Here is an 18,919-nt window from a genome sequence, read left to right on the forward strand (position 1 = left end):
ACCTCAAAATCACGGCTCAAGCGAAAAATCATAGGGGGTAAAGGACTGGATTCCCACCTCCCTCTGGAGGGGCGGGGAGGGGGTGTTCTTGGTCGGGACAGGAACGGTTTCACTCTGTCATAGTTCTGCTTTCGTCTTGTTATAGTTTCGCTTTTGCGTTGTCATAGCTTTACTTTTGATGTTCGTCCAGCCCTTAGATGTGGCGCATCCAGCCCCTGGAACGAGTCGTTTTAGCCCCTGGATGCGGTTGTTCTAAGGGCTGGATGTAGAGCATCCAGGGGCTAGACCAGAAATGAAAGTTTCGGTTTTAGACGTTAGAAACGCCTCTTCAAGACTTTAGAACACGTGCTTTTAGACTTTAAAACGACCCTCTCCAGACTCTGGAAATGCCAATTCAAGACTCTGGGAGTATCGCAAAACCTAAGCAATTGCAACTGAGCCAAAATCATCTCAAAAAAAAAGCAGGACTCTTTGCAAGTCCTGCTCAGTCGTTGGTCGGTGATATTGAGGGGAGCCTACATGCTCTCCTTCAGTATTGCAGTCACGTCATCCTTTGTCAGATTCAGATAACCGGCGGGATAGACCACGGTGGTCTCGGTGATGCCGGCTATCATATCGTCAGTGGCACCAAGTGCGCTGATGGTGAGTGGCAGACCAATCTCCTGCATCCAGGCTTTCAGGGCCTGCAGACCAGCTTCGGCAATCTGCTGGTCGGTCATGCCATCGCCCTTGATGTCCCATACGTTCTTGGCGAAGCGCACGAACTTAGGCAGTCCGTTTTGCATGGCCCGACGATAGTAGGCCATCGAGACAGAGGCCAGCGCATAGCCGTGGGGGGCATGTGTCCAGGCGCCCACGCTGTGGCCAATCATGTGTACCATCCAGTCTTCCTTTTTGCCCAGTCCGATAAGTGTGTTCAGAGCCCATGTGGCTGTCCACATGATGTTGGAGCGAGCCTCATAGTCTTGTGGGTTCTTGACGGCGATGCGACTGCTGTGGATGACCGAGCGCATCAGTCCCTCGGACAGATAGTCGCTGGTGTTGTCGTCGAAATCGCTGAAGTACTGTTCCATGATGTGGTTCATGATGTCGTAGATGCCCGCCTTCATCTGGTTCTCGGGCACGGTCATGGTGAACCTTGGGTTGAGGATAGAGAACTTCGGCATCAGTCGGCTGTCGAACACGTGGCCCACCTTGAAGGTGTGTTCGGCATCGGTGATCACCGTGCCGGCGTTCATTTCAGAGCCAGTGCCTGCCATGGTCAGGATGCAGCCCACGGGCAGCAGTCGCTGGTTTGGGCTGGGATTCTGCTGCTTCAACCAAAATTGATCCCAGTAGTCGCCCTCGTAATAGACAGATGCAGCCACCGCCTTCGAGTAGTCGCACACGCTGCCGCCGCCGAGCGCAAGAATCAGATCGACCTCGTTTCCGCGTGCAATCTTCACGCCTTCGTGCAGTTTCTCCAATGTTGGATTGCTCATTACGCCTGGGTTCTCCACAATCGTCTTGCCAGCCTCCTTGAGGATGGCCACCACCTGGTCGTAGATACCGTTGCGCTTCACGCTGCCGCTACCGTAGTTGAGCATCACTACAGGACCGTAGCCCTTGAGTTCGTCCTTGAGGAAGTTCAAAGACTCGTCACCAAAATATAGTTTGGTGGGGTTATAATAAGAAAAGTTTCCTAACATGATAGTAATCTTTTATTTGTAATGATAGTTTGTGACTCCTTCTTGGGCATGTTGCCGGATGTGTTCTTTCTGTGTTTGCTGTTGCAAATATACGATTTATTTTTCATATTGCCATCAAGATTAGGCAGATATTTCTTTTCAGCTTTATTGTGCACTTGAAGTTGCAACCGAATGACCGTTCATACTACTTTTTAGGTGGAAAGGGTGCGCTATTTGCACAAAAATGCGTATCTTTGCATGGTTTAACGAATAAAATGGAAACTTATGAAGCTTAGAAACATGCTGTTGATGACAGCTGTTGCAACAGCAACGCTGACGGGCTGCGGCAACAAAGAAACTGGGACAGAGGCCAGCGATGGCGTGGACGACGTGAAGGCGGCTCTTGCAGATAGTGGTCGGATAGACCTCGGCAAACTGCAATGGACGCGAGAGCCAGCAGGGTTTGAAGTGAAAGGTGACACGATCTGTGTCACGACGGCTCCGCATACCGACCTGTGGCAGCGCACCTATTATCACTTTCAGAACGACAACGCACCTGTGTTGCAGATGAAGACGCGCGAGAAGTTTTTCAGTTTTGTGGTGAAAACCGACTTCACGCAGAGCCATCATCGCTTCGACCAATGCGGCATAGTGATGTATCTCGACAGCGAAAATTGGTTGAAGGGTTCTGTGGAGTACGAGAATGAGTCGTTTCAGCATCTTGGCAGCGTAGCCACCAACAACGGCTATTCCGACTGGGCCACGACAGCCATTGCTGCCGATGTGAAGACGATGTGGTATCGTTTCTCTCGTCGTGAGGACGACTACTGCATAGAGTGCTCGAGCGATGGTGTGACGTTCAGTCAGATGCGCGTTTGCCACATGTATGCCGCTGCCGATGAAATCCAGTTTGGCATCTATGCCTGTTCGCCCGAGGAGTCGTCGTTTACGGCAGTCTTCTCCGACCTGAAGATTACCGAGTGTGCGTGGAAGGCCCACGACGGTCAGCAGCCAGACCAAGAATAATTGAAGGCAACCATAAAAAAAGTCGGGAGGCTACGCTGGTGATCAGCAGTAGTCTCCCGACTTGTTGTATGATGACATTACAGGTTGTGAGCAAAAAACTCAGCCAGCTTGTCCCAGGGAATCAAGTTCTTGGGCTGTCCCTTGCCAGCCTTCTCCTCGTAGCCGCCATCGTAGAGGTCGCAGTGAGTGGCATTGGGGATGATGAGCAGCTCCTTGTTCTCGGGATTCGGATTGGGCTCTCCTGTGAACTTATAGCCTTCAGCCTTGCCGTCCACCATATAGTGATAGGCAGCCTCGCCAAAGTAGCGCGAGTGAGCATCGGCACCGTGCATTATGAGGACGGCCGAGCGAATCTCATTGATGTAGTAGAGGAAGCGACTGTTGGCATAAGCCTGCGTGCCGACGACGCGCCAGCCATCGTTGGAGTTGCCCGAACGCTGATGATAGCCACGAGGCGTTTTGTAGTAGTCGTAGTAGTCGTGCACGAAGTTGGGTGCCTGTGGTGGCACTGAGTCGATCACACCGCCAGCCATGGCTTGCGGGTCGGTGAGTCGCTGCTTAGACAAGTTCTCACGATTTCTGTGGCGCCACTGTTCATCGTCGAAGGCATCGTTGTAGTCGTTGCCACTGATGCGCGTCATGTCATACATCGTAGAAGCCACAGTCGCTTTGATGCGAGTGTCGGCTGCTGCCGCATTCAGAGCGATGCCGCCCCAACCGCAGATGCCGATGATGCCGATGCGCTCGGCATCGACATAGTCCTGCTTTGAAAGGAAATCGACCGCTGCCATAAAATCCTCGGTGTTGATGTCGGGCGAAGCCGTGCGCCGTGGTTCTCCGCTGCTCTCGCCCGTATATGATGGGTCGAAGGCCAGTGCCACAAATCCACGCTCAGCCATCTTCATGGCATAGAGCCCGCTTGCCTGTTCTTTGACGGCCCCAAACGGTCCGGATACGGCTATGGCAGGTAGCTTGTCTGCCCCCTTTGTCGGCAAATAAAGGTCTGCCGCCAATGTCAGTCCATACTGCGTTTCAAACGTCACCTTGCGGTGGTTCACTTTCTCGCTCAGAGGGAACACCTTGTCCCATTCCTGTGTCAGTTCCAATTGCTGTTTCATGTCGTTGTCTGTAGCTTGTTTGTTTGTGCAGCCAGTGAGCATGCCGCCCGCCAAGGCTACAATTAAATATAGCTTTTTCATCGATGATATGTTATGTTTTCGTTGGCAAAGATAAACAAATTATTTGTATTACGTATGACCTATAACAGCAAAAAAGATACCAAAATTACTTAAAATGCGTAAAAATTGTGTATCCTTTGACAGATGGCCCAAGAAATATCATTTGTTTTAGGTATTGTCGCAAACCCATTTTAATCGTACCTTTGCCGGCGAAATTGACATGTATAAAGGAAAGCATGAAAACATTATTGATGACATCTGTGCTTGCGCTGACATGTGTTAGTGCTGCAGCACAAGAGAAAAAACTAACTATTGGTGGCTATGGCGAGGCCGTGATGACCCGCAACTTCTATAGCCAAAGCTTTAACCGTTATAAGAAACCAGAAAACTATGCCAATGACAACAGTCATGGACGCTTCGACTTGCCCCATGTGGTGCTGAACTTGGGCTATGACTTCGGTCACGGTTGGACCATGGGTTCGGAGATTGAGTTCGAACATGGCGGCAACGGTACCGCCGTCGAGATTGAGGCCGAAGAGGCAGGCGAGTATGAGGCTGAGGTAGAGAAGGGCGGCGAGGTGAACATCGAGCAGTTCTGGATCAACAAGGCTTTTGCTGGCGGCAAGTTCAATGTGAAGATGGGAGAGATCATCGTTCCCGTGGGCTACAGCAATGCGCACCATGAGCCCAACCAGTTCTTTGGTGTCTATCGTCCAGAGGGCGAGGCTACCATCCTGCCCAACACGTGGCACCAGGTGGGACTGTCGCTGTGGGGCCGACTGAAAGACTGGCGCTACGAGGCGCAGCTGCTGTCGGGACTGAACAGCGAGAGCTTCACTGCTGAAGACTTTGTACACTATGGTGCCACCAGTCCCTACGAGTTCAAGGTGGCCAACAACTACGCCGTGGCCGCGCGCGTAGATAACTATATGGTGAAGGGCCTGCGCGTGGGATTGAGCGGCTATTATGGCTACACCTTCCGCAACACGCTGCGCACGCCTGGCACAAAGTATGACGACGTGCACGGCGCACTGGGCATTGTGGCACTCGACTTCACCCTGAACCGCTGGAACTGGATGGTGCGTGGCAATGTGGACTATGCTCACTTTGCCGATGCCGACGAGATTTCAGCCTACAACCAAGCCAACTGGACACACCATAAATACCAAGACGGCAACCCCCATCACTACTCAAATATTGGTAGTCATGCCCTGGCCTATGCTCTGGAGGCAGGCTACAACCTGATGCCGCTGGTGTCTCAGCGTCAGGCTGGGGTGGGGCAGTCGCTGTGGCTGTTCGGTCGCTTCGAGCATTACAACACAATGGCATCGGGCACCTATGCCTCGATGTATAAGCACACCAAGCGCTATCGCTGTGCTGTCGGCCTGAACTACTCGCCCGTGAAGCAAATCACCTTGAAGGCAGAATATGCCTACCGCTTCTTTGAGAAGCCCGACAACCACGGCCTCTCTGCCGACAGTCCGCTCTATAAGCAGCCCTACAACAACGAGCCAAGTCTCAGCCTGGGCGTGACTTATACCGGATGGTTTCTGTAAGCCAATAATCTTTCTAATTTAATAATAGCATTAACAATGAAAAAAAACAATCTTTTTAAAATGGCAGTGATGACTGCCGTCATTTCTACAGGCTTCACTGCTTGCTCAAGCGATGACGAGGCCGATGTGACAATCGTGGATGGTACGCAGGCCGCGCTGAACCAGGCTTGTGATGACTGGAAGGTAGCTCGTGCCAATTGGGAGAACACGGAGGCATTCCTCTTTGGCGCTGCTGATGTTTACTCTATCGATCCTCATACTGACACATGGCCTGTGGCTGCCAACGACCTGGCTGACGTGCTGCGCGACGCTGCTGCCATGGGCAATCTCGACAACTTTATCAAGACTGCCAACTCAGGTATCTTGGGCTATCACGGACTGGAATATGTGCTCTTCCGTCAGGGCGCTCCACGAGATATCAACCAGATCACCAACCTGGAGTACAACTATATCTGTGCTGTGGCTAAGGACCTCTATCAGGCTACTGCCACACTGGAAGCTGCATGGGACTCGAAAGAGAGTAATGCTGAGCGCCATCAGATAGCACTCGACTATGTAGCTACACACAATTCTATCAACGACGACGGCGATGTGGAAGGCGCACTGGATGGCTTCCAGAACTTCGGACGTGCCTTCAAGACTCCAGGCACCGGTGATTGGGCCACCGCTCTCGATGCCACACTGGAGATCATCTCTGGTTGTCAGGACATTATCGGCGAGGTCGGCGATTCGAAGATCGGTCTGCCTTACACCGGCGAAGATGCCACCTATATCGAGTCACCCTATGCCTACAACTCTATCACAGACTTCTACGATAACATTGTGTCGTGTAAGAACGCACTCTATGGCAGCATGAATGCAGTGATGCCTAACGAGAAGTCGGTCATCTACTTCTGTCAGAACGCCGACAACGCTACCCTCAAGGCACAGGCCAACACGGCTGTTGCTAAGCTTGACAACGCACTGGCCAAGATCAAAGCAATGAAGGCTCCTTTCGCCCTCTACTACTCTGACGCTTCGAGCAAAGCTGCCATCGATGCTCTGGGCGAACTGGACGAGGCACTCGAAGCCATGTCCGAGACCCTGAAGGGCTATGCAGGCAACAGCACCGTTGAGAATCAGTGCAAGGTCATCAACGAGAATTATGTGGACAACGTTGTGCTGGCTACCTATCGTACACTGGCCGACAATGCTCAGAAACTGTATAACAGCATCGTGAAGATTAAAAAGTAATTAATATTATAATCAGTAAAACATGAAGAGAAAACTATCAGTATTTGGTAGTGTGCTGTTTTTTATTACCATCACTGTTGGATGCCACAACAGTGATGGTTCCGTTGAACCACTTACGTGGGAAATCGGCGACCCGACAGCCACAGACTACCCAGAGGACTACTATGCCGGTGGACAGCTTGGCACCACTGCCGTGAACACTGCAACTGCCTTCGAACAGCCCACCAAGGCTGTCGTTGACGCAGGCATGATGACTGCCTTCAATGAGGGCGAGTATTTGTTCGAGAAAGACTACAACACCAATACCGACGGTGCCTTCCACGGATTAGGCCCCGTCTTTGTGCGTCGTGGCTGTCTCTACTGTCATCCAGGCTATGGCCACGGTGCACGTCAGACCGAGTATAAGGCTGACAACCACCGCAACGGCTACCTGTTGGTCATCTACGACAAGACCACCAACGCCTATATCCGTTCGGTGGCAGGTATGCCTCAGACGGTTGCAGTGAAGCCTTTTAAGGCTCCTATCGACGAGAATCAGATCAAGATTGCCTGGAAAGAATATACCGACGAGTGGGGCAACAAGTTCCCCGATGGCGAGACCTACTCGCTGATCTATCCCGAGGTGACCATTCCCTATAGTGCCTACTATGCTCCTGTGGCAGTGGGGCGCGGTGGCAGCGACGTGATATTGTCAGAGGCAGAATACAATAACGATGTAGATATCCGACTGGAATCGACCATCGGTATCTATGGCACAGGTCTGACTGACGCCATCTCAGATGCTGACATCACCGCCCAGTGGGAGAAAGAGGGCAAATACTTCAACAGCATTGGCAAGACCGATGCTCTGAACCCCGCCATGTGGGACCAGGCCAACGGCAAGTGGAACAGCTACTATTCCAACTCGTTGCAGGGCGACGGCACCAAGTATGTGCGTCGTTACACCTACGCCATGTCGCGCGGACCGCTGCTCGATGCTGCTGGTATCAATGCTATCTGGAACATCACCAACGTGACACGTTCGGACCGTCGCTATCATTATCTCGACCTGGCAGGTACCTACTATGCTACCCAGTCGTCTAAGGATCCCGATGTGCAGGCTGGATTCACCGAGTATATCAACCGACTGGACCCACTGAAGAAGCATCCCGAATGGCACACTGGCAATCTGGAGAAGGATATCTACACCTACCTCACCAGTAAACAACAGGATGTAGAAATGACTGACGATCAGTTTAAGAACTTCGCCATCTGGCACCGCGGACTGGCTGTTCCGGCAGCCCGCAACACCACTACCGAGGACTTCAAGAAAGGCAAGGAACTGTTCTCACAGATTGGTTGTGCCGCTTGTCACCGCCCATCATGGGTGACTGGCGACGACCACCTGCAAGACCCCAACAAGTTCTTCAAGGACGACAGCGAGCTGCCTCGCTATCCCCACCAGAAAATCTGGCCTTATACCGACTTCGTGCAGCACCGTCTGTGGATGAAGAACGACATACGCACGGGCTGGTGTCGCACCACACCACTGTGGGGGCGCGGACTGGCAGCCAAGTGTGGCAGTGGTGTAGAGCGTCTGCACGACTGTCGTGCGCGCAACGTGATGGAAGCCATCATGTGGCACGGATGTAGAAACGAGGGCGGCATTAGTGATGCTTACAATGCCGTTACGAAGTTCCGCAACTTGTCGAAGAAGGAGCGCGACCAGCTCATCTTCTTCATTGAGTCGATCTAACCAACATTATGAAAAGAGCACTCATTCTTCTATACCCTCTTATCATTGTCTGCATTGCAGCAGCCACCATCATCGAGAAATACCAAGGCACCGAGTTTGTTAGCCAACATATCTATGGCGCCTGGTGGTTCTCGGTGCTGTGGGCCGTGATGACTGTGGTGGGCTGCGCCTACATGGTGCAGCAACAGCTTTACCGCCGACTGGCTGTGATGCTGTTGCATGTGGGCTTTGTGGTGATACTTGTTGGGGCGCTGGTGACTCATCTCACGGCGCGCCGCGACACCATCCACCTGCGTATGGACACCCCCTGTGAACTGACTGCGGATAAAAAGATCACGCTGAAGTCATTTCGCATCGTGAACTATCCCGGCACCGATGCTCCACTTGACTATCAAAGTGTCATTACCTGTGGCACAGAAGAAGTAGTCGTGTCGATGAACCACATCGGTAACATTGATGGTTACCGTCTGTTTCAGTCAAGTTACGACTCCGACGGCGAAGGTGTCACGCTGGGCGTGAGCTACGACCCCTATGGCATCGCCATCACCTACAGTGGCTATCTGCTGTTGTTGGTTGGCATCATAGCCACGTTGTTCTCGCGTCGCACACAGATGCGCACTCTCTATCGCAAGGCCGTTGCCACCATGGTGCTGCTGTTAGCCACTGTCACAGTGAGTGCCGACGAGCCTCTGCCTGTGGTTGACCGCGACATAGCCCAACGCATGGGCACCATCCAGGTGCTCTATAACAACCGTATCTGTCCGATGAACACCGTGGCCACCGACTTCGTGATGAAGCTGACGGGTAGTGCCCGCTGGAACGGCTACACCGCCGATCAGGTGTTTACGAGTTGGATGATTTATTACATGCCTTGGGAAGCAGCCATGAAACCCTATCTGGAGTCCGGCGACAAGCCCATGAGTGCTAAGGAGAAGAAGAAACTGGCCGAGCGCCAGGCCGTGGTAGAGATGTTCTATAGCGGTGAGTTTATCAAGATGTTCCCATATCGCATTGGTCACGATGTGAACTGGTATATGCCCGGTGCACATGGTCTGCCACGCGCCATTCCCGTGAAAGAACAGTTTTTTATCAAACAATCCATGGACTTCTTGACCGAGGCTATCGTCACTGGTCAGCACGATCGCGCTGTTGAGATCATAGCCAAGATCAAACTGTTCCAGCGCGAGATGGTCGGCGACGTACTGCCTTCCGGCAGCGATACCCAGGCCGAACTGTTCTATAACACGCTTCGTGCCCAAAAGTGGCCCATCATGCTGTCGCTGACACTGAGCCTGCTGCTGTGCATGGCCATGCTCTTCACAACAAAGGCACGCCGTCCGCTTAACATTGCTTTGTGGGCACTCCATGTGACACTGCTTTCCTATCTCACGCTACAGCTTGCGCTGCGCTGGTGGCTCAGTGGTCATGTCCCTGTGAGCAACGGTCCCGAGACGATGTTGTTCATGGCATGGGTGGTCCTGCTGCTTTCCGTAGCCCTGCACCGTCAGTTTGCCGTTATCATGGGCTTTGCCCCCCTCATAGCCTCGTTCTGCATGCTGGTAGCCATGATGGGTGGCAGCAGTACGCAGCTGACTCCGCTGATGCCCGTGTTGCAGTCGCCATTGTTGTCCATCCATGTGATGACAGTGATGTGTGCCTATGCCATTTTTGCGCTGCAGGTGCTGCTTGGCATCTATGCCTTTTGGGCGCACGACCTGGAGCGCATCACGGCATTGTCGCAGCTGTTGCTCTATCCCGCTGTATTTCTGCTCACCATCGGCATCTTCCTTGGTGCTGTCTGGGCCAACGTGTCGTGGGGCAACTACTGGTCGTGGGACCCCAAAGAGTCGTGGGCATTAATCACGATGATGGTCTATGCCGTGCCGTTGCATAAAGCCTCCATACCACAGATGCGCAATGCCCGCTTCTACCATCTGTATATAGTGGGTGCCTTTGTGGCAGTGCTTGTCACCTATTTTGGTGTGAACTACCTGTTGGGTGGCATGCACAGCTATGCCTGATGCACTTAATTTTTTAAATCAGTTTTGTCGTCTATAAGAAAAAATGTGTAACTTTGCAGTCGGAAAAAAGAACAATAGTAAGACTGCACGCAAGGATGACAGACAATCATAACAAATGGGTGGCTTGCTGGGGCAATGCCACCTCTATCACCGACCGACGTGAGGCCCGCTATGCTAAGGACCTCACGTTGCGTTATCCCATACAGATGCCTTTCGATGGCTCGCAACTGCGCTTCCGTTTCTCGAACCTCACTGGCACGGAACCCGTGACGCTGACCAAGGTCTTTGTGAACCACACGCCCATCACCTTTGATGGCGAACAGAGCGTAAGCCTGATGCCTGGCACTGAGACCCAGAGCGATGCCATCACCTTGGCTGTGAAGAGCGGCGACATGATCACGGTGAGCCTGTATCTTGCAGACTACACCCAGATGAACAGCGGCACGCTGATCACCGGACCACTGTCGCACGGCTACTATGCTTATGGTGACTATGCCGAGCAGGACGAGTTGCCTTTGGACCTGTCGCGTCGCACCAACTGGTTCTACTTCCTCAACACTATCGATGTGTTGACCTCAGATCGCTGTCGTGCCGTGGTATGCTATGGCGATTCTATCACGGCTCAGTCATGGCCCGACTATTTGGCCCAGAAACTGCTGGGCACTGAGGTCGCCGTCATTCGTCGCGCCGTCAGCGGCACCCGCATCCTGCGTCAGTACGACTGCATCACCTATCAAGCCTACGGATTGAAGGGCGCTACCCGCTTCCCCATCGAGATGCGTGTCAGTGGTGCCACAGACGTCATCATCCAGCACGGCATCAACGACATCATTCATCCCGTGGGCACAGACGTGAATCCCTTTCGCCCGTGGAGCGACCTGCCCACCGTCGAAGAACTGATGTGCGGCGTTGAAGATATCTACGTGAAGCCCGCCAAAGCCATGGGACTTCGCGTGTGGAGTGGCACCCTGCTGCCCATCGAGGGCTGGCGCACGTATAACGACCAGCGCGAGCAGATGCGCCAGCAGTTCAACGAGTGGCTGCGCACGTCGTCTATCTTCTACGGTTGCGTGGATTTCGATGCTGCCGTGCGTGATGCGGCCAACCCCAAGGCCTTTGCTGCCGGCTTTGACAGTGGCGACCACCTGCATCCCAGCGAGCCAGCTTACGAGGCTATGGCCAGTGCCGCTATTGCAAGAATGTTTTAATCAGAGAGATATATTCCGCTTTGTGCTCCTTGTAGGAAAGAGCATGCCCGGCACCCTCGGCAATCCATAGCCTCTTTTTGCCTGATTTAGCTTCGAAGAGCGAGTGCACCATCGAGGTGGGCACAAACGTATCTTTGCTGCCATGAATAAATAACATGGGGTATGGGCATTTAGCCACCTGCCTCAATGCCGATGCCTCGCCAAAGCTCCATCCGTAGCGCCACTTGCAAAGCAGGCTGGTTGAGTACATCAAAGGGAAGGCAGGAAGGCCGAATTCTTCTTTTAATTGGCCAGCAAACTCATCCCATACCGATGTATAACCGCAATCCTCGACAAAGCGCAGTTCCTTGATGCCTGTCGGCATCTGCTCGCCCGACAACATCATTGTTGTTGCCGCGCCCATCGACACACCATGGACCACCATCGTGTCTGTCAGGAAAGCCGTCATCCACTCTTTTACATCGAGTCGGTCTTTCCACCCCATACGAATGGCATCGCCTTCGCTCTCGCCGCAAGCATGCAGTTCGGGCATCACCACATTATAGTCTAACTCATGTTCATAGATGCGTGCCAACCACAAGAACTTGATGGCACAGTCGCGCCAGCCGTGAACCACCACGGCCGTCTTCTTGCACCCTTTGTCCACGTAGAAGCCGTGCATCCTTCTGCCGTCGCTCATAGTGAGAAACGTGTCGCGCAGCGCATCCACCCGTGTCAGCGAGTCCACCCACAGCTTGCTCTCCGGATAGCTCTCGAACTGCTGTCTGAAGCACGAGTCGCGGTCGGTCCTGTTGGCATCCGGAGCAAGTGAATAGTCGAGCATGTAGAAGCTGCCGCCCACCACAACCACAAACAGTACGGTTGCCACAATCGATAGAATAGTGATAGCTTTTTTCATTTTGAGTCTTATTGTGTAGGTTTTAAAATCTATTGCAAAGTTACAATTTTATTTTGAAAAAAGAATCAGATTTAACTATTTCTATAGTCAAAGATTATCTTTGGAAAAACGTTTTGTTATTTACTAGAAGGCATGCTATTAAACTGTTTCAGAATTAATGTGTTATAAAGATGTGAAAGATTTTTTTTCTATTTAATACTTTCAGCGCTTTACAATGTTTATGCAAATAAAGTTCGTTGAAAAGATTCGACCGTTGATTGAATAAAATGTGGTGGAACAGCAGGAATCAATATCTTTGCACCAGATTAATCATAAAATGATAGAAAACAATGAGGACAATAAAACAGAACATCATGTTATGTACCCTGCTGCTGATGGCAGTAGCCTGTACGACGGAAGATCCATTCTTAGACTATAATAACAACGGCACTAACTGGAACGACGGTGGCAGCATGCCCAACGGCGGGACTTCGACTACAGAGGGCAGTCTGGCCACTTTCGACATTGCAACAGAACAGGATGTCGAAGAACCCACCACCACGGCACAAGCATATTATCCTGATGCTGAAGACCAACTGGCCAACAACTCCTTTGGCACCACCGTGACCATCGACATGAGCAATCCAGTGGCTAAAACGGAAAATGGCGTGGAGGTGACCGTCAGTGGTGGTCATGTGACGGTGAACCACGGCACGCAGAAAGGCATCTGCTATGTGGTCAGTGGCACCACCACCAACGGGTCGTTGACGGTGTTGGGCGAGAAGAAATACCAAGTGGTGCTGAACGGTGTCAATATCTACAATCCCGATTCGGCTGCCCTGAACCTGCTGAGCAGCAAGCGAGCCTTCGTCAGCCTGACAGAAGGCACCACCAATCAGCTGACCGATGGCGCCGATGGCAGTCATAAGGGCACCCTCTATGCCAAAGGCAAGCTGTTGTTCAATGGCAGTGGCACGCTGGTGGTTGACGGCCACACTAATAATGGCATTCATTCGGCCGATTATATTGTGTTTAACCATGGCAACCACATTACGGTCACCACGACCGTCAATCACGGCATCAAGGCCAACGACGGCATCTTTATCAATGGCGGTGTGCTGAACGTTGAGGTGTCGGGGGCTGGTGCCAAAGGTATCAACAGCGAGAGCCATATTGTCATCAATGGTGGTCGCACCACCGTCATCACTACTGGTAAGGGCTCGTACGACAGCGATACTAACGAGGTGAAAGGTGCAGCCGGCATCAAGGCCGACAGCACATTGACTATCAACGATGGCGACGTGCTTCTGAAGAGCACTGGCTATGGCGGCAAAGGTATCAGTGTGGATATGGATGCCAACTTCAACGGTGGAAATATCTATGTTGTCACCACTGGTGGCAAATATACCAGCAGCAGTGATTCCACTTCGCCCAAGGGCATCAAGGCAGAAGGCAATATCAACATCAGCGGTGGAAGAATATGGGTGCGCACCAGCGGTAATGGAGGAGAAGGTATTGAGTCGAAGCAAGAAATCAGTATCACTGGGGGCGACGTGGCAAGTTATGCCTACGATGATGCCATCAATGCCAAGAGCACAATGACCATTGCTGGCGGCACAGTTTATGCCCACGGCCAGCACAACGACGGACTGGATGCCAATGGCAATCTCTATATTAAAGGTGGGGTGGTGTATGCCATCTGTTCAGGATCACCAGAGGTTGCTGTCGATGCCAACACAGAAGGCGGCTATAAGTTATATGTGACAGGGGGCACCCTCGTTGCCGTTGGCGGACTTGAACGTGGGTCACAGCTGTCGCAAGCTTGTTATCAAGCATCGTCGTGGACGCCTAATGCTTGGTATGCCATGACAGTTGACGGTCAGACCTTCTCGTTCCTGACTCCGGCAAGCGGTGGACAAGGCATGGTGGTATCGGGCAGCGTGCAACCTACGTTGAAACAAGGCGTCACGGTGACGGATGGCAACACGTGTATGGGTGGCATTGGTGTGACAGCTGCTGTCATAAGTGGCGGCTCGTCTGTATCGCTGTCGAGCTATACAAGTAGTAGTTCGGGGTTCGGTGGCGGCGGTTGGCGCTGAAACAATAATTCATAGTTTGGGCACGTTATATATGATGAGAAACAGAATGATTTGGATGAAACAGTCGCGACAGGAGAATATGATATACCTGGTAGTGTGGGGCATGCTGTTTGCTGTACCACTGCTCAGCAGTTATGTGCGTATGTTTGGCGACAACCATGCCGAATTTCGGTGGCACGAGGTGCTGTTTGTGTGGCACCATTTTTCGATTTATCTGTTGCTGTTTGTGGTTCACAATTTCCTGCTGGCCCCCCTGTTGATACATGCTCGCAAACGTGTCCTCTACTTTGTGACGGTGGCAGCCGTCGTGGCGTTGTTTGCCGTCTATCAGCACAACACCAGACCTATGATGAAGTTCCACGAACGACCGCACCACGAATGGCGTGAGCCCCTGCGCGACGACCATTGGAAGAGAGAGCGCAACCATGAGTTCAGACGACCACCATTGGTCAACGAACGCAACATTATGTCGCTGACCGTAGTTATCCTGATGTTTGGAGCCAATCTGGGTGTGAAGGGCTATATGCGCGGTCGCGACGACCGTAGGCGACTGGCCGAATTGGAACGGCAGAACTTGGAACATCAGTTGGCTTATCTGCGCTATCAGATCAGTCCGCACTTCTTCATGAACACGCTGAACAATATCCATGCTTTGATTGACATTGACCCAGAGAAAGCTCAGGAAACCATCGTCGAATTGTCGAGGATGATGCGCTATGTGCTTTACGATGCCGACAAAGAGCGTGTGGCTCTGAACAAGGAATTGGACTTCGTCGAGACATACATCAAACTGATGCGACTGCGCTACACCGACAAGGTGCGCATCTCGCTGACATTGCCCGCAGATGTACCTGATAGGCAGTTGCCGCCACTGATGCTGATATCATTTGTGGAGAACGCCTTTAAACACGGTGTGAGCTATCAGCATGACTCCTTTATCGAGGTGAGCATGACGGTGGCTGACAATAAGTTGACATTCCGTTGTCGTAACTCGAAAGCTGAAACGCCCAGCCAAGAAAAAGGCGGGGTGGGCCTGGCCAATGTGCGTCAGCGGCTTAACCTATTGTATGGGGACCGTTATTCGCTGCGCATCAACGAAGGAGCTAATGATTATTCTGTCGAACTCAACATACCATTATCATGATACGCTGTATTGCCATCGATGATGAGCCTCTGGCTCTGCAACAGCTTGTGGCCTATATCCACAAGGTGACGTTTCTTGAACTTGTGGCCCAGTGCCAGAGTGCCATCGAGGCACGTCAAGTGCTGGAGAAGGAGACGGTGGATGCCATCTTCTGTGATATCAACATGCCCGACCTCAACGGCATGGACTTCGTGAAGTCGTTGGCAGTGCCGCCACTGGTGGTGTTCACGACGGCCTATGCTGAATATGCCGTCGAGGGCTTCAAGGTGAATGCCGTTGACTATCTGTTGAAACCCTTCGGACTGCAGGAATTCCTGCGGGCGGCCAACCGACTGAAAGAACGGTTGAAACCAAGTGTCGTGGATAGCGAGTCGGCCTCCGATGTTCTGTTCCTGAAAACAGAGTATCGCATCGTGAAAGTAGCCATCTCTGACATCCGCTATGTGGAAGCCATGAGTGAATACCTGAAGGTGTATCTGCGCACTAGCACGAAACCTATCATCACCCTGTTGTCGATGAAAAAGATGGAAGAACACTTGCCCAGCAACTTCATGCGCATACACCGCTCGTATATCATCAACCTGAGTGAAATCAAGGAGGTGAACAAGTGCAGGGTGGTGATGGACGAGAATACCTATCTGCCTATCGGTGATATGTATAAGGAAGCTTTCATGCGTTTTCTGGACGATAGGTTCTTGGGTAAGTAATGGTTTTACGTAACTGTGAATAAAACTTAAAAGTGATAAGCCTATAGGTCACAACCTATGGAATAATTTTGTAATTTTGCACCCGATTTCAGGAAAAGGGGTGTGTTCCCCGTCACTTTTAAACAGTTTTAATGACATTGAAAAGCATGACGCTCCTGTTGGCTGTAACCGCTGTGATGGTGGTAAGGGCTCAACCGGAGCGCAAGATGACAGTTGACGAATTGTTTCAACTGGTGGAAAGCAACAGCAAGACTCTTCAGCAAGAGAAGATAAGCGTAGAATTTGCTAAGAAAGGGATAGCGGCGGCGCGTTCAGCACGGCTGCCCGAGTTGACAGCATCGGCATCGGTATCGCTGAATGGCGATGTGGTAGTGATGGATCGTGACTTTACTGATGCTCATGGATTTGCTGCTCCACGTTGGGGCAACTCGCTAGCGGTAGAGGCACAACAGGTGGTCTATGCCGGTGGTGCCATCAATGCTGGCATTGCTTTGGCACAGTTGCAACATGAGCGGGCTTTGGTGGGCGAACAACAGGTGCGCCAACAGCAACGATTGATGGCTCTTGGACAGTATTTGGAATTGTTTAAACTGACGAATCGCGAACAGGTGGTGAGACGGCATATCGTACTGACTCAACATCTTGTCGATGATATCAACGCAAAGCACCAGCAGGGAATGGCACTGAAGAACGACGTGACACGTTATGAACTGCTGCTGGAGACATTACAACTGACACTGAGAAAGTTGCAAGACCAGTGTGACATCATGAACTATCAGTTGTGCAACCAATTGGGCGTGGAAGGAAAGATTGTGCCACAACTGAATCTGAACGACACTATCGTAGCTCCGTCAAACGATGCTTGGATGGAGTCTCCCAGCATTCTGCAGGCACGGATAGGCGAGAAAGTGGCGCATCAAGAACTGCGCCTGGCAAAGAGTGAACTTCTGCCCAAGGTGGCACTGGTAGCTGCCGACAACCTGAATGGTCCGTTCACTTACGACCTGCCACCAGTGGACAAGAATATCAACTTCTGGTATGTTGGATTGGGTGTGAAATATTCGGTGAGCTCGTTGTTTAAACAAAATAAAAAGGTGCAACAGGCTCAGGTGCGCACTCGACAGGCGCAACAGGTCAAGGCTGTGGTGAACGAACAATTGGATAACCAGTGGCATCAGGCTTACACCGTTTATCAACAGGCTTACGTGGAATTGAAGACCCAGCAGAAAAGTGTGGAACTGGCACGGCAGAACTATCAAGTGGTGAACGACCGCTATCTGTCGCAGCTGGCACTGATCACCGACATGATTGATGCCTCGAACACTAAGTTGGATGCAGAGCTTGGTGAGGTGGATGCCCGCGTCGGTATCGTCTTTGCTTATTTTAAACTAAAATATATTTCAGGAACACTATAAAACATAAGGTGACAATGAACAAGAGAAAACAAATATTACGTGCATATAATATAGTAGTAATCACACTGATGGTGCTAGGTATCGGCTATGCGCTGAGCCGCTTTGTGCATTGGGGCTCAACAGAGTACACAGACAATGCCATGGTGCACCGTCATCTGACACCCATAAACACCCGTGTACAAGGATTTATCAAGGAAATAAGGTTTGAGGAGTTTCAATACGTGCATCAGGGTGACACACTGGTGGTCCTCGAAGATGCCGAATACCGCTTGGCACTGGCACAAGCAGAGGCCGGTGTGAAGGGACAGAAGAGTGGCTCGCAGGCCGTGACTGCTGGCATGAACTCTACGGCATCGAACGTGCGAGCAGCTTCGGCAGGCATTGACGAGGCACGCATTCTGATGGAGCATGCCCAGAAGGACTTTCAACGGTTTGAACAATTGATGTCGAAAGATGCAGTGACGCGACAGCAGTACGACAATGTTAAGGCACAGTATGAGGCTGCACGCGCACGCTATGAAGCAGCACGGAACCGTCAGCAAGCCACTAGTGGCATACTGAGCGAGCAGCGTCAGCGACTGGGGCAGTCGGAGGCTGTCGAGAGTGTGGCAGAAGCCCAGTTGAACCTGGCGCGACTGAATCTTAGCTATACAGTGATTACGGCTCCCTGCGATGGCTTTATCGGTCGTAAGGATATCCACGTGGGGCAGCTGGTGCAGCCAGGTCAGTTGTTGGTGAATGTGGTCGATCAAAACAGCGTATGGGTGATAGCCAACTACCGCGAGAGCCAGATGCACCATATCGCTGTGGGCGAAGCTGTCACGTTTAAAGCCGACGCCATTCCTGGTGTTACGTTCAAGGGCGAAGTGAAGAGCATTTCGGCAGCAAGCGGTTCTGCCTATAGTCATATGCCGGTAGATAACGCTACGGGCAACTTTGTGAAGGTTGAACAGCGCGTACCCGTACGTATAGAACTGACGGCAGATAATGATGCCGAGGATGTGAAGAAGTTGTTGAGTGGTTTGAACGTGGAATGCGAGGTGGACTACTAAT

14 protein-coding genes are annotated in these 18,919 nt (G+C 51.8%); 11 read left to right on the forward strand and 3 right to left on the reverse strand.

What is annotated here, in order from left to right; all coding sequences use genetic code 11:
* Window positions 1-515 precede the first annotated feature (515 nt).
* Entirely contained in the window at window positions 516-1,688 is a 1,173-nt protein-coding gene (locus tag L6472_RS06205; protein ID WP_237807830.1) for an iron-containing alcohol dehydrogenase, read from the reverse strand.
* A gap of 264 nt (window positions 1,689-1,952) precedes the next feature.
* Here L6472_RS06205 and L6472_RS06210 point away from each other — a divergent pair, with 264 nt between their 5' ends.
* Complete coding sequence (locus tag L6472_RS06210; RefSeq protein ID WP_237807832.1) at window positions 1,953-2,693, forward strand: DUF1349 domain-containing protein; 741 nt, start codon at window positions 1,953-1,955, stop codon at window positions 2,691-2,693.
* Between the two features lie 77 nt (window positions 2,694-2,770).
* On the opposite strand, the gene L6472_RS06215 is transcribed toward L6472_RS06210, so the two are convergent.
* Window positions 2,771-3,892: an alpha/beta fold hydrolase gene (locus tag L6472_RS06215; protein ID WP_370640894.1), complete on the reverse strand. Its 1,122-nt coding sequence runs from the start codon at window positions 3,890-3,892 to the stop codon at window positions 2,771-2,773.
* 215 nt (window positions 3,893-4,107) lie between these two features.
* On the opposite strand from L6472_RS06215, the gene L6472_RS06220 reads away from it, so the two are divergent.
* The 5 genes from L6472_RS06220 (at window position 4,108) to L6472_RS06240 (ending at window position 11,624) form a co-directional block, all read left to right on the forward strand.
* Entirely contained in the window at window positions 4,108-5,427 is a 1,320-nt protein-coding gene (locus L6472_RS06220; protein ID WP_237807833.1) for a hypothetical protein, read from the forward strand.
* A 36-nt stretch (window positions 5,428-5,463) separates the two neighbouring features.
* Complete coding sequence (locus L6472_RS06225; protein WP_237807834.1) at window positions 5,464-6,660, forward strand: imelysin family protein; 1,197 nt, start codon at window positions 5,464-5,466, stop codon at window positions 6,658-6,660.
* Window positions 6,661-6,682: 22 nt separating this feature from the next.
* The gene (locus tag L6472_RS06230) at window positions 6,683-8,395 is read left to right on the forward strand and encodes a di-heme oxidoredictase family protein (protein ID WP_237807835.1); all 1,713 of its coding nucleotides are present in this window, start codon (window positions 6,683-6,685) and stop codon (window positions 8,393-8,395) included.
* 8 nt (window positions 8,396-8,403) lie between these two features.
* Window positions 8,404-10,416, forward strand: coding sequence for a cytochrome c biogenesis protein CcsA (ccsA, locus tag L6472_RS06235; protein WP_237807836.1), 2,013 nt, complete (start codon window positions 8,404-8,406; stop codon window positions 10,414-10,416).
* 95 nt (window positions 10,417-10,511) lie between these two features.
* Window positions 10,512-11,624 (forward strand): GDSL-type esterase/lipase family protein, encoded by a 1,113-nt coding sequence (locus L6472_RS06240; protein ID WP_237807837.1) that lies wholly within the window; start codon window positions 10,512-10,514, stop codon window positions 11,622-11,624.
* Here L6472_RS06240 and L6472_RS06245 read toward each other — a convergent pair.
* Window positions 11,605-12,522, reverse strand: coding sequence for an alpha/beta hydrolase (locus L6472_RS06245; RefSeq protein ID WP_237807839.1), 918 nt, complete (start codon window positions 12,520-12,522; stop codon window positions 11,605-11,607). The genes L6472_RS06240 and L6472_RS06245 overlap by 20 nt on opposite strands.
* 329 nt (window positions 12,523-12,851) lie before the next feature.
* On the opposite strand from L6472_RS06245, the gene L6472_RS06250 reads away from it, so the two are divergent.
* The 5 genes from L6472_RS06250 to L6472_RS06270 all read left to right on the forward strand — a co-directional run bounded on the left by L6472_RS06250 (window position 12,852) and on the right by L6472_RS06270 (window position 18,918).
* A complete protein-coding gene (locus L6472_RS06250; RefSeq protein WP_237807841.1) occupies window positions 12,852-14,600 on the forward strand; it encodes a carbohydrate-binding domain-containing protein in 1,749 nt (582 codons plus the stop codon).
* Between the two features lie 46 nt (window positions 14,601-14,646).
* Complete coding sequence (locus L6472_RS06255; protein WP_237807842.1) at window positions 14,647-15,744, forward strand: sensor histidine kinase; 1,098 nt, start codon at window positions 14,647-14,649, stop codon at window positions 15,742-15,744.
* The gene (locus L6472_RS06260; RefSeq protein ID WP_237807843.1) at window positions 15,741-16,451 is read left to right on the forward strand and encodes a LytTR family DNA-binding domain-containing protein; all 711 of its coding nucleotides are present in this window, start codon (window positions 15,741-15,743) and stop codon (window positions 16,449-16,451) included. Before L6472_RS06255 ends, L6472_RS06260 begins: the two co-directional genes overlap by 4 nt.
* Window positions 16,452-16,597: 146 nt before the next feature.
* Window positions 16,598-17,866 carry a TolC family protein gene (locus L6472_RS06265; protein ID WP_237807844.1) on the forward strand — a complete coding sequence of 423 codons (1,269 nt, stop codon included), beginning with the start codon at window positions 16,598-16,600 and terminating at the stop codon, window positions 17,864-17,866.
* A gap of 14 nt (window positions 17,867-17,880) precedes the next feature.
* Window positions 17,881-18,918 (forward strand): HlyD family secretion protein, encoded by a 1,038-nt coding sequence (locus tag L6472_RS06270; RefSeq protein WP_237807845.1) that lies wholly within the window; start codon window positions 17,881-17,883, stop codon window positions 18,916-18,918.
* Window position 18,919: the final 1 nt, after the last annotated feature.

The organism is Prevotella sp. E13-17 (genome assembly GCF_022024035.1).
Classification (GTDB): Bacteria; Bacteroidota; Bacteroidia; order Bacteroidales; family Bacteroidaceae; genus Prevotella.

Excerpts from the sequence above, each read along its gene's own strand:
- L6472_RS06205 (WP_237807830.1), bottom strand. The coding sequence starts at position 1,688 with ATGTTAGGAAACTTTTCTTATTATAACCCCACCAAACTATATTTTGGT.
- L6472_RS06210 (WP_237807832.1), top strand. The coding sequence starts at position 1,953 with ATGAAGCTTAGAAACATGCTGTTGATGACAGCTGTTGCAACAGCAACG.
- L6472_RS06215 (WP_370640894.1), bottom strand. The coding sequence starts at position 3,892 with ATGAAAAAGCTATATTTAATTGTAGCCTTGGCGGGCGGCATGCTCACT.
- L6472_RS06220 (WP_237807833.1), top strand. The coding sequence starts at position 4,108 with ATGAAAACATTATTGATGACATCTGTGCTTGCGCTGACATGTGTTAGT.
- L6472_RS06225 (WP_237807834.1), top strand. The coding sequence starts at position 5,464 with ATGAAAAAAAACAATCTTTTTAAAATGGCAGTGATGACTGCCGTCATT.
- L6472_RS06230 (WP_237807835.1), top strand. The coding sequence starts at position 6,683 with ATGAAGAGAAAACTATCAGTATTTGGTAGTGTGCTGTTTTTTATTACC.
- ccsA (WP_237807836.1), top strand. The coding sequence starts at position 8,404 with ATGAAAAGAGCACTCATTCTTCTATACCCTCTTATCATTGTCTGCATT.
- L6472_RS06240 (WP_237807837.1), top strand. The coding sequence starts at position 10,512 with ATGACAGACAATCATAACAAATGGGTGGCTTGCTGGGGCAATGCCACC.
- L6472_RS06245 (WP_237807839.1), bottom strand. The coding sequence starts at position 12,522 with ATGAAAAAAGCTATCACTATTCTATCGATTGTGGCAACCGTACTGTTT.
- L6472_RS06250 (WP_237807841.1), top strand. The coding sequence starts at position 12,852 with ATGAGGACAATAAAACAGAACATCATGTTATGTACCCTGCTGCTGATG.
- L6472_RS06255 (WP_237807842.1), top strand. The coding sequence starts at position 14,647 with ATGATTTGGATGAAACAGTCGCGACAGGAGAATATGATATACCTGGTA.
- L6472_RS06260 (WP_237807843.1), top strand. The coding sequence starts at position 15,741 with ATGATACGCTGTATTGCCATCGATGATGAGCCTCTGGCTCTGCAACAG.
- L6472_RS06265 (WP_237807844.1), top strand. The coding sequence starts at position 16,598 with ATGACGCTCCTGTTGGCTGTAACCGCTGTGATGGTGGTAAGGGCTCAA.
- L6472_RS06270 (WP_237807845.1), top strand. The coding sequence starts at position 17,881 with ATGAACAAGAGAAAACAAATATTACGTGCATATAATATAGTAGTAATC.